This window comes from Psychrobacter sp. TB55-MNA-CIBAN-0194, from assembly GCF_040309505.1.
GTDB classification, from domain to species: domain Bacteria; phylum Pseudomonadota; class Gammaproteobacteria; order Pseudomonadales; family Moraxellaceae; genus Psychrobacter; species Psychrobacter fozii.
On the sequence record NZ_JBEOOW010000002.1, the window covers coordinates 202,021 to 214,212 of the forward strand.

Below are 12,192 nucleotides of genomic sequence, written 5' to 3' on the forward strand. Positions count from 1 at the left end.
ATCTGCAGTCGACTGCCTTGTAGCAATTTTAGATTTCTTTGACTATAAATTATTATCAATATCTAAAACCTATATCCATTAACGATGACCACAGTAATTTTCAGCCAATAAAAAACGCCTTTTAATGAAGGCGTTTTTTTATAAGTGGACATCGAGTGATGTTCATTCTATTTGGTTAGGATTAGTCGATTATTACGTGTCAGGCGTAGGCGGTACTCTTCACCTTCATGCTCGATACGTACTTCCTTAGTTAGGGCAAATAAGTGCTGTGATTGTAAAGTAGGTAGACGGTTTTCGCGGCAGTTTAGATAACGAGAGATGACCATGCTCATAATAAAATCCTTTTGATAAAAAATAGCTGAGTAGCGATAACAGTAAGTAATCGTCTTTAACGATAATAATTATCATTTAGATTGAATGATTTTGCAAGACAATTGATAAAATAAAATGCAGTTATTATGTAAACTTATCTAAAGCAGTTGTCATAAACCTTATCCTGAATAAGACAAATTATGAATATTATATTTAAAATCAGTAATTTAAGTTAAATTCCTGCTATCTTCTAACATTTTCGTATGACTGAACATACTCTAATAAAAATAAACAACGAAGGACAAAACCATGCCAATCGAACCAAATAACCAAGAAATAAACCAAATCATAGACAAAAAAGCAGTCATCGTAAACGTTGCTGTCGCTGTTATTCATCATAAAGAGCAATATTTGCTTGGGTTTAGAGATGCTACCCAACACCAAGGCAATCGCTATGAGTTCGTCGGTGGAAAGATTGATGCCAATGAGAGTGCAGAACAGGCATTGGTTCGAGAAGTCGCTGAAGAAACAGGTATTGCTATAGATAATGACATTATCGTCAAGCTTGGTCGTTTGCATCATGACTATGGTGACAAGCAGGTTGTACTACAGGTTTACAAGATTGAGCTGGTAGCGCAGCAATACGAGCAGCATAAGCATTGCAAATATGGATTAGAAGGGCAGGCGCTGACATGGGTGGATAAGTCTAAGCTATTAGCAGGTGAGTATCCCTTGCCCGCTGCGAATAAAACGATTCTAGAATGGCTGAGGTTGCCAACGCAGATAACCATTACCTATCCATTATCACATTTTAGCGAATGTTCTGATCCAGCGGCAGCATGGTTACAGTATCATCAAGACAATTTAGCGATAGAGTCTTTGGTTTATGTTCGAACAAAAGAAGCTGATGCAGAGCGCTCAGGCAATCTAGCAGCGCAATTGATGCATGATCGTTCAGACGTTCAAGTAATTGTACCTTATGGTACTGATAGCCAAGTTGTGGACGTTGATAAGTCAATACCGATTAAAGATGAAAATATCTCTCATCAAATCATTGCAAATCATTTGACCCATACGGCATTAATGCAATGGCTTGAAAGTGTTTCAGACACTTCTGTATCTGAGCATTGTTTATCGGATGACTTTCCATTGATAATCAGTTGTCATGATATTGCCAGTATTGAAGCTGCCAACAAACTCGCCAGTGCTCGAATACAGCAACAGCTGCCGCCAGTGATCGGTATTTTCATCTCACCAGTATTAGCCACTCACACGCATCCTGATACTGTACCACTTGGTTGGGAGGCATGGTCTGCCTTAGCACAGCTGGCCGATATGCCAGTCATTGGTTTGGGCGGTCTATCACCCACGATGATAGATCAAGCATTAGCACATGGCGGTGTCAGCGTTGCTGGTATTCGTCAGTTTTTTAACAGTGAAAAATAAGAAGAAGTTCGACTTATATTGAGCTTATTATTTGTTGAAAATTATCAGGGACATCACTGATTTTTCTGATATTTATCCAGTAAGTAACTATGTTTTTATTAGGTGTTCATTCCACCGCATAAAGACCTAGTTACTTACAAACCGTTGCGTTTTCCTACATTGCGACACTGTTTTAATAGTCAAGTTGTCCTTAATATAGAATACCTAATTAAAGAGTATTTACTCTATCATTCGTAAGCAAACTGTTTATTATTCATTAGCAAATTGCCTATGAAAATATATTTTGACCCTTGCAATAACATCAAATTCTGTAGCGCTGGTTTACTTATTAGACACGCTTTTTGAATTTGGCGACGTTCAGAGAGTTAGACTAGGTGGATAAATACACAAAGAAATTTTCACAGTCATTATTAATAACGGTAATTCTATGAAAGCCAACAAGTTACCTAAGTCAGGATGGTCTGATTCACAGGAAGCTGGTTCTCAATCTCAGCAGACTAGTCAGTCAAGCAGTTATTATCTGGATAAGGATAATGCGCAAAAGACAGGCTATGCCAGCAATGATGCTAGCTACAACCACGACGAATCGAATGATGAGTATCCGAGTCATTCGGTAAAAGACACGTCTTCGCAAGACAGCTATTTTGGGTACAAGAGCGCTGTCAAAAGCCTGCTAAAGGCAAAAGAGTCTGCTATGTCTGATGATGACATTACGAAAAATAATGATTCGAAAAGCAGTCTTGAACAGTCCCAAGGACTGACTCTGTCTGCGTCACTGACCTCAGCATCTGTAGATGATCAAATAAAAATATCAAAAGATAAGTCTGAGCATAGAAATTCTGAACAAGAAACCGATTCGTCATCGGATACCACCCACTCATCATACAAAGAAATACCGGAGCGCATATTTATGAATGGACTGATTAAGCATACAGGTATTGCCTTAGCGATTATTATACCATTGGCTGCGTTTTCAGCTTATGCTGCTACGCCTCCAGTCAATGCAGCGTCTATGGCGGCTACCAATGCAACGATGGATAAAACGACAACAGAGACGCTGTCTATCGAACCAAGCGCCATCATTCATAAGTCTGCAAATACTCCAACGACAGTCGATAGCGTCGACCTCGAAAAATATGCTGGAACGTGGTACGAGATAGGGCGCTTACCGATGTATTTTCAACGTAAATGCGCAGGTGATGTTACGGCCAATTATGCTCAAAAAGCTGATGGAAAAGGTATAACCGTCACTAATAAGTGTATGGCCGAAGATGGCTCGGAGATTATTGCTGAAGGTCTAGCAAAGCCAGCGGATGAGACTGGTAGCAAGCTAAAAGTAACTTTCTTGCCCTCATGGATTCGTTGGTTACCAGTTGGCCGTGCCGATTATTGGGTACTAGCACGTGATGCTGATTATAAGACGGCATTGGTCGGCACACCTGACAAAGATTATCTGTGGCTATTGGCTCGTTCGCCTAATGTCAGTCAAGAAACCTATTCTAAATATCGTCAGATTGCACAACAACAAGGTTATGACTTAAAAGAATTTAAGCTAACACCGCAAACCAATCAGACGGTAAATTTAACGCCATAGTTAATATAAATATAAAACGTTAAATTTTGATGGTGGAATGAGTTTGTATATCTGATAGGCAACTGGTTATTATCAGGTTATTTCAATGAATAGAAATTCATAGCAACTCTTACTCAAAAAAACCTGATAGGGCAGCATATATGGCTGCCTTTATTTTTATCTCTATTTAAATATGAGTCTGTATATGAGAATGAAACCTATTATGCACACCAACCAATCGGTTACTACTGGCAAAATGAGGCGTTTTAGGCTAAAATCTATGCGATTCAAATACTCTAGTGTCAATAACCCATATTGATAGTGGTTGATTATCATATTAGAGTCACCATTTAGAGCATACACAACCTATCTATTTCATATTTCTTCATATTTTATTGATCATACATTACTGACCATAAGGATGTTTCTCGTGAGCAACGCTGATACCTTACGCCAATTACATCAAGACCACTTAAGCAACTACAACAATCAAGAGCAACAAGCGATTGAGCTAATGGGGTTATTGAATAAGCTCTATAATGCGCAAGACGTACAAGTGACTTTGTTCGGCGAAACGCTAGACTCCACCTCAGTTGGTCAAATACTCGCTTTGCATCAAAAAGTTGCGTTGCGTGACCATGGCGCTAAGTCTATTGATATCGCTGATACGTTAGCGATGGTAAAAGTCATCGCAGAGAGCAAAGATATCCAAGCCACTCGTATCGATGTTGGTCAATTGATAGCTAATGACACTGACGTACAAGCTGCGCTAAAATCTGTTAATAATGCAGGTGCCGTGAATGGCGCGACAGATGTTGTATTATATGGTTTCGGCCGTATTGGCCGTATTTTGACTCGTTTATTACTGGCGCAAGCATCAAGTGCAAAAGGTATGCAGTTAAAAGCTATCGTCGTACGCCCAGCAGCTGCTGGTGACTTGGCCAAACGTATCTCATTGCTTGAGCGTGATTCGATCCATGGTAGATTTTTGGGTGGCATCAGTATCGATGATGACAACAACGGCATGATTATTAATGGTCGTTTTGTACAAGTTATCTATGCGAAAGATCCTAGTGAAATCGATTACACCGCTTATGGTATCAACGATGCTCTCGTTATCGATAACACGGGTATTTGGAAAGACGAAGCAGGCCTTGGCAAGCATCTACAATCTACTGGCGTGAAAAAAGTACTATTAACTGCCCCTGCTGGTGGTGACATCAAAAACGTCGTTTATGGTGTGAACAATGACACGGTTGGTGATGACACTATCGTTAGTGCTGCTAGCTGTACGACCAATGCTATTACACCAACGTTAAATGTATTGAATGATGAGTACGGTATCGAAAATGGTCACGTAGAGACTATCCACTCATTTACCAATGATCAAAACTTGGTTGATAACTATCATAAAGCAGACCGTCGTGGTCGTAGTGCTGTGATGAACATGGTTATCACTAGCACAGGCGCGGCAAAAGCAGTTGGTAAAGCATTACCAGAATTAAGTGGTAAGCTAACGGGTAACGCTATCCGTGTACCAACACCAAATGTCAGCCTAGCGATTTTGAACTTAACGCTTAAAACGGCACCAGAAAGTGCTGAAGCGTTGAATGAATTTTTGCGTAAAATTGCTAACAGCAGCGCTTGGCAGTCGCAGATTGCTTATACAGATTCTACAGAAGCCGTATCAACGGATTTCGTTGGTACGACTCATGTTGGTATCATTGATGCGCAGGCGACTATTCTTACTGGTAATCAAGCCATTGTGTATGTTTGGTATGATAACGAAGTAGGTTATAGTACTCAGGTATTGCGTTTGGCGACCCAGATGGCTGGAATTAGCTACACTCAAATTCCTGCATAGAACGTTAAGCATAACAAACCAGTTGTCTGATATTGTGTAAATTGGTGCGGTCATACTGCAAAATTTGCCATAATAGCGTCTGGTTTGGATAGCTTGATATTGCGTTAGCTGTCATACTTAAACACCCGATAGTCCGATTGATTATCGGGTGTTATTTTCATATTGAATATCAAATACAAGTAGCGTGCTTTTAGCGCTTATTTTGTCACAATATTTTTTGTGACAATACAGTAAAACCCCATAATATAACCGTTGGTTGTAACCAGTATATAAACTGGATTGTGAATTAAGGAAAGTAAAATGCGATTTATTGATGAAGCCGTCGTAACGGTAAAAGCAGGTGACGGTGGTAACGGAATCGCCAGTTTTCGCCGAGAAAAATATGTCCCACGTGGTGGCCCTGATGGTGGTGATGGTGGTAAAGGCGGAGATGTTTATGTCATTGCAGAAGACAACACCAATACCCTAGTTGACTATCGTTATACCCGTCGTCACGACGCCATGCGAGCTGAGAATGGTCACAGTAGAAACTGTTCAGGTAAAGGCTCTGATGATTTGTTTTTACCAGTGCCTATTGGTACCACGGTAGTTGATACCGAAACAGATGAAGTGTTGGGCGATTTGATTGAACTTGGTCAGACGTTACTGATTGCCAAAGGTGGTGATGGTGGTTTGGGTAATACCCATTTCAAGAGCTCTACCAACCAAGCACCGCGTAAAGCGACGTCAGGTTTTGAAGGTGAATTAAAAGTTCTTAAATTTGAGCTAAAAGTAGTGGCTGATGTTGGCTTGATTGGTTTGCCTAATGCTGGTAAATCTACCTTTATTCGTCAAGTTTCTGCTGCTAGACCAAAAGTTGCTGACTATCCATTTACCACACTCGTTCCTAATTTAGGTGTAGTTGATATCGGTCGTCATCGCTCATTTGTGATGGCAGATATTCCGGGTTTGATCGAAGGTGCGTCAGAAGGTGCCGGACTTGGTATCCGCTTCTTAAAGCATGTGGCTCGTACTCGTCGATTGTTACATGTGGTCGATGTAAAGCCAGTTGATGGCAGCGATCCGGTAAACAACGCTCGTGTTATCTTGAATGAACTCGAACGTTTTTCACCTGAGTTATCCAACTTGCCTCAGATTTTAGTATTAAACAAAATCGATCAGGTGCCTGAAGAAGAGTTAGATGAGCTCTGTACCCATATTGTCGCTGAGCTTGATTGGACAGGCGATGTATTTCGCACGTCAACCCTAATGGGTGAAGGGACTGATGCGGTTAAATATCATTTGATGAATGAGATTGAACTAGAGCGTGAGCGTGAACTAGAAGATCCTATCTTCGCTGAAGCACAAAGAACACGTTTTGAGCGCTTAGAAGTAGAAGTCCGTCTAAACACTGAAGCCCAGCGTGAAGCCTATCGTGCGGCCCGCAGAGCAGCACGTGAAGGGGTGGACTTAAATGACGATGATGACGACTTCGATGATGAAGACGGTGTCGAGGTGATTTACGTTCCATAAGTGAACAAGCTTGAACTGATGTACCTGAATTTTTTAAATCAATCCCCTAATCAATTCATAAGATAAAAAGGAGTTTATATGGCAGATGGCATAGAAAACACGATCGAAGAAGCAAGATTTGTTAAGCAAAATCGCAACTTTGATATTCAGCGCGTTATTGTCAAGATTGGCTCATCGTTGTTAACCAATAACGGTCGAGGGCTGGATCGAACTGCCATATACGAGTGGGCCAAACAGATTGCTAAGCTGCACAAGCAAGGCGTCGAAGTGCTACTAGTATCGTCAGGTGCTGTTGCTGAAGGTGTGGTACGTATGAACCTTGAGGAGCGCCCTAAAAAACTAGCCGCACTACAGGCCTGTGCTTCTATTGGTCAGATGGGATTGATTGAAACATGGTGGTCAGCTCTGATTCAGCATGGTATTCAAAGCTCGCAGCTGCTATTGACTCATGATGATTTGTCTAATCGTAGCCGTTATCTCAATACGACAGGCGCATTGACGCAATTATTAGAATGGCGCGTGCTACCTGTTATTAACGAAAACGACACCATCACCATTGATGAAATCAAATTCGGTGATAATGATACATTAGGGGCAATGGCAGCAGCGATGGTCAATGCTGACTTGTACATTATCCTCACCGATCAAGATGGTGTATTCACAGACAATCCGCGTGACAATCCCAATGCAAAAATGATTCGTCAAGAGCGTGCGATGGCTGATTACTTATTTGATATAGCCGGAGATGGCGGCAAGCTCGGACGCGGTGGTATGTTGACCAAAATCCGTGCTGGTCGTCTGGCTGCAATGGGTGGCTGTCCAACCGTTATCGTAAGCGGTGCAATTGATGACGTTATCACTCGTGTGGTATCAGGTGAAGCAGTTGGTACGCTTTTGACAACCAACGATGAAGACAAAATCATTGCTCGTAAACAATGGCTGGCGGCTCACCTGCGTATGTCAGGTAGCTTGGTTGTGGATGCAGGTGCGGCAAAGGCACTGACTGAGCATAATAGAAGTCTACTACCGGTTGGCGTCGTCGAAGTCCGTGGTGGTTTTGATGAAGGTGACGTGGTTGAAATTATCCATCAAGATACCGGTGAGCGTCTCGCGGTTGGGCAAGTCAACTTTTCATCGCAGGATGCGCATCGAGTAGCACGTGAGCGTACAGAGCAGTTTGATAAGATTTTTGGTAGCAGTGAAGAGCGCGTTGTCATGGTACATCGTGATAACTTGGCACTAACCGTATAGCACATTAATAATATAGAAGCGCTTGGTATGCACACAGTCTCAGTCTAAATATGGATTAATAGTATTGAAACTGAGATGTTGCTATGACCATTCTATAAATATTTATCATTCTTTTATTTAACGTATTTTATCCAACAAAGTATTCATCAATAAGTATGAATACTTTGTTGTTTTGGAGATTTGTACATGAGTGCTTCAGACAATAGTAACTCGACTCAGCACGACTTTGCACCATTAAAAAATGACAGATTGCTAAGAGCATTACGATTTGAGACGATAGACACCACCCCGGTTTGGATGATGCGTCAAGCAGGTCGTTATTTACCAGAATACAAAGCAACCCGTGCTGAAGCGGGCGATTTTATGAGTTTGTGTAGAGATACAGACCGTGCCACTGAAGTGACTTTGCAGCCACTGCGTCGTTATGATTTAGACGCTGCTATCTTATTCAGTGACATCTTGACCATACCTGATGCCATGGGGCTAGGCTTATATTTTGAAGCGGGTGAAGGTCCTAAATTTAAGCATCCTATTCGTACACAAGCGGATCTTGATAGAATACCAAAGCTTGATCCGACCGACTCTCTTGATTATGTCATGCGTGCGGTGACGAGTATTCGTAAAGCGCTGAATGGTCAAGTGCCGTTATTTGGTTTTTCTGGTAGCCCGTGGACGTTAGCTACGTATATGATTGAAGGCGGTAGCTCAAAAGACTATCGTTATACTAAAGGTTTTTTATACAGTAACCCTGACTTTTTACATCAATTACTGGATAAGTTGGCCACGTCTGTCATTGATTATTTAGATGCACAAATCGTTGCTGGTGCTCAGATTGTACAGATATTTGATAGCTGGGGCGGCGCGCTTGGTCATCGTCAGTTTATTGACTTTTCTCATGCTTATAATAAACGTATCGTCGCTGAGCTAAAGGTACGCCATCCGGAAATACCAGTGGTATTGTTTACGAAAGGTGGTGGGCTATGGTTAGACATCCAAGCGGATAGTGAAGCTGATGCTTTGGGCCTAGACTGGACGATGCCGATTGATCGTGCACGTCAAGTATTGACTGACAGTCAGCGTCAGTTGACCAAGCAGCATAAAAAACTACAGAGTAGCAAAGCCATCCAAGGTAACTTGGATCCAGCAACCTTGTATGGTTCACCTGCAACGATTCGCGCTGAAGTAAATGCAATGCTAGATAGTGCTTATGCGAGCGGCGAAAAAACAGGTTATGTCGCAAACTTAGGTCATGGCATCACTCAATGGGTTAACCCTGACAATGCAAAAGTGTTTATCGATGCGGTGCACGATTACAAAATCTAGAGTTTGGATATGCAAAGCTTATAAGCGTCAATATAGACGTTATATTTATCTGCTATTTACTGAGTAAAAGAAAAAAGGATATCTTATGATTTCAGCAGCGATTGTTGGTGGTACAGGTTATACAGGTATTGAGCTGATTCGCTTATTATCTGCTCATCCTGAAGTATCTATTGATTTGCTAACCTCGCGTAGTGAAGCTGGTACTCGAGCTGATGAGATATTCCCAAGCTTACGCGGTATATCAGATATCGTCTTTAGCGACTTAGGCGACGATACGCTGGCGACGATACAAGAGTGTGATGTGGTGTTTTTTGCGACACCACACGGCGTAGCAATGCAACAAGCTGAAGCGCTTACTCAAGCTGGTGTAAAGGTCATTGATTTGGCTGCTGACTTTCGTTTGCAGTCATTGACTGACTTTGAAAAGTGGTATAAACAGTCACATGCGTGTCCTGAGCTATTAAAGACCGCTGTTTATGGATTACCTGAAGTCAATCGCGATAAACTTGCAAATGCATTATTGGTGGGCAATCCTGGCTGTTATCCAACCACTGCAATTTTGGGTTTGAAGCCGATTATTGAAGCACAAAATAAACAAGCAGAACGTTTGATTGAATCTCGCATTGTCATTGATGCAAAGTCTGGTGTGTCTGGCGCGGGTCGCCAAGCCTCGCTTGCACTCAATTATGCTGAATCAACAGATAACTTTAAAGCTTATAGCGTCGAGGGGCATCGTCATCTACCTGAAATTGAGCAGGGTGTTGCACAATTATTAGATAGTCAGTTTACCCATCGTATTCGTTTTTTACCGCATTTAGTACCGATGATACGCGGTATGCTAAGCTCAATCCATATGGAGCTGACGGATGCTGGTGCTGCTATCGATTGGCAGCAAGCATTTGAAAACGCCTATGCATCAGAGACGTTCGTTGATGTGATGCCAAAGGGTATTTACCCTGATACACGTAGTGTACGTGCCAGTAATCGTTTACGTATTGCCGTGCATCAAGACAATGATCGTGCTGAGTTGACGGTTATTGTAGTACAAGATAATTTGGTCAAAGGAGCAGCAGGGCAGGCCGTGCAGAATATGAATGTTATGTTTGGTTTTGATGAGTCAATGGGACTGAACTTTGCGCCGATTGTTCCTTAACATCGACTGCTTTATATTCCAATCATTCACATTTACGGTGCTAGGTATTGATTATAAATTCCGCTATAATAACAGGTACTTATTGTTAAGAGATACCGCCTAAATGCGTGTTAAGTTTGTATTACGCTTTTGCTCACAGTCAGCACGTTCATCGTGTATAGACGCCAATCGCCATCGTTTTAGCCCAGTAAGTTCTATAGGCCGCGAGCAGCAAGGCGCGTCTACATTGGTACTGGCGCTATTTGTGGTTGTCATACTGGTAACTGCCATGGTTGGACTAATATTTGGTCATAAGCTCGGCTATCAGCGCGGCTACCACTCTATGGAAACGGAAACCCAGCAAGCACTAATCAATAGTGAAGAGGCGACCGAAGAGCTGGAAGATACGCGTCTTAGTCATAAAATAGCGATCAATCAAGCGGCTACTGCCAAGCAAGAGCTGGCAATAAGCTTAGCCAATGTAAAAGAGCTGAGTGAAAACAAGCAAGAATTGACGGTTGAAAACAGACAGCTTTCGCAGCTCAACGAGTTATATGCTGATATCGTTAGCAGCAAAGGCGGCATGCCATTACAGGTGCTTGGCGCTCATATTAAACCATTACCCGAAAATGCTTTTGAGTATATGTTTGATGTTGGAATGCTTGCCAGTGATGGTGCATCAAAACGACTGACGCCAACATTGACACTGCTTAATGATGATGACTTCGTAGAAGTTCCTTTAGAGTATCCAGTCGATACGATTGAAGGCATTGTTCGTATTCGTGGCCGTTTTATCATGCCATCTAGCTTTAAGCCGTTACAAGTAAAGCTCAGCTTGAAAGCAGGCGGGCAGGAAGTAGAGCAGATCTATGATTGGAAGCTTGGTGCTCGAGTTGACAATATGCCGCTATCACTTTTGGATTTGCCAGAAGTGGATGACAGTCCTATTAAGCCTTAGTTGGTTCTAGATAACTGAGATATGAGAAAGGCAAGTGACAGTACTACAAACAGTAGACTCAGCGAGCCTGATACTATATCTGAATGTGTTAAATCTAATTGTATTAAACTAGCGATTACCTCTCTTCACTATCCCTTATTCCGTAATAAATATACCTATTAATTTGTACTCTAATTATGATAAATCAAACAATACTACAGACTACGCCAATCGTCTCTGATTGGCATCTCCCAAACATGCCTGCTGACCGTGCGCAAGATGGGGATACGGATGGCGAAACGTCACCACAAGCAGACGTACTAGTGGCAGAGCCGGAAGTGGCTAAGCCGCCGATGTATGCAGTCGTTATGTATAATGATAACTATACGCCGATGGAATTTGTCGTCTATATTCTGCAATCAGAATTTCGTCACAGTATGGACTCTGCCGTTGAGATTATGCTGACGATTCACAATGCGAGCAAAGGTATTGCGGGTATTTATCCAAAAGACATTGCTGAGACTAAGGCCAAAAAAGTAAATAGCTTGGCGCATCGTGAAGGCTATCCACTATTGACTCAGATAGAGCCACATCAAGGCGAATAACTGAATCCCCCTATAATGCTGATTTCAACGTTTCGTTTATCTATTCTTAGCTTTGATAAATAGCTCACTTTCCACAGTGAGCTAGATAGTTATCTTACATAGATTTTTTTTCACTTCACTGTTTAGATAAAGCCCCTTCAAATTCTTTGTCACTTCGCTCATTCTCTCTGTTATCTGTTTAATTCTCTAAGCTTTTATCATTTATTATTTCTAACACTGTTGGCGTACAGCACGCTT

General features: G+C 41.8%; 10 protein-coding genes. 9 read left to right on the top strand and 1 reads right to left on the bottom strand.

The window, feature by feature from the left end; all coding sequences use genetic code 11:
* Window positions 1-167 precede the first annotated feature (167 nt).
* Entirely contained in the window at window positions 168-326 is a 159-nt protein-coding gene (gene hemP, locus AAEY75_RS03440) for a hemin uptake protein HemP (protein WP_227672156.1), read from the bottom strand.
* A gap of 295 nt (window positions 327-621) precedes the next feature.
* Between hemP and AAEY75_RS03445 the strand changes: the two genes are divergently transcribed.
* From AAEY75_RS03445 to AAEY75_RS03485, 9 genes are all read left to right on the top strand, one after another.
* Entirely contained in the window at window positions 622-1,758 is a 1,137-nt protein-coding gene (locus AAEY75_RS03445) for an NUDIX domain-containing protein (RefSeq protein WP_352258420.1), read from the top strand.
* Between the two features lie 427 nt (window positions 1,759-2,185).
* Complete coding sequence (locus AAEY75_RS03450; RefSeq protein ID WP_352258422.1) at window positions 2,186-3,352, top strand: lipocalin family protein; 1,167 nt, start codon at window positions 2,186-2,188, stop codon at window positions 3,350-3,352.
* Between the two features lie 400 nt (window positions 3,353-3,752).
* The gene (locus tag AAEY75_RS03455; RefSeq protein ID WP_352258424.1) at window positions 3,753-5,195 is read left to right on the top strand and encodes a glyceraldehyde-3-phosphate dehydrogenase; all 1,443 of its coding nucleotides are present in this window, start codon (window positions 3,753-3,755) and stop codon (window positions 5,193-5,195) included.
* Between the two features lie 300 nt (window positions 5,196-5,495).
* Window positions 5,496-6,707, top strand: coding sequence for an Obg family GTPase CgtA (gene cgtA / locus AAEY75_RS03460; protein ID WP_201590197.1), 1,212 nt, complete (start codon window positions 5,496-5,498; stop codon window positions 6,705-6,707).
* Between the two features lie 78 nt (window positions 6,708-6,785).
* Window positions 6,786-7,958, top strand: coding sequence for a glutamate 5-kinase (proB, locus tag AAEY75_RS03465; RefSeq protein ID WP_110922390.1), 1,173 nt, complete (start codon window positions 6,786-6,788; stop codon window positions 7,956-7,958).
* Window positions 7,959-8,144: 186 nt separating this feature from the next.
* Window positions 8,145-9,281: a uroporphyrinogen decarboxylase gene (gene hemE, locus AAEY75_RS03470; protein WP_197218430.1), complete on the top strand. Its 1,137-nt coding sequence runs from the start codon at window positions 8,145-8,147 to the stop codon at window positions 9,279-9,281.
* Window positions 9,282-9,366: 85 nt separating this feature from the next.
* Window positions 9,367-10,434: an N-acetyl-gamma-glutamyl-phosphate reductase gene (gene argC, locus AAEY75_RS03475; protein ID WP_197218431.1), complete on the top strand. Its 1,068-nt coding sequence runs from the start codon at window positions 9,367-9,369 to the stop codon at window positions 10,432-10,434.
* Between the two features lie 103 nt (window positions 10,435-10,537).
* Window positions 10,538-11,371, top strand: coding sequence for a hypothetical protein (locus AAEY75_RS03480; RefSeq protein WP_197218432.1), 834 nt, complete (start codon window positions 10,538-10,540; stop codon window positions 11,369-11,371).
* Between the two features lie 176 nt (window positions 11,372-11,547).
* Window positions 11,548-11,955 (top strand): ATP-dependent Clp protease adaptor ClpS, encoded by a 408-nt coding sequence (locus AAEY75_RS03485; RefSeq protein ID WP_194196994.1) that lies wholly within the window; start codon window positions 11,548-11,550, stop codon window positions 11,953-11,955.
* The last annotated feature ends 237 nt before the right edge of the window (window positions 11,956-12,192 follow it).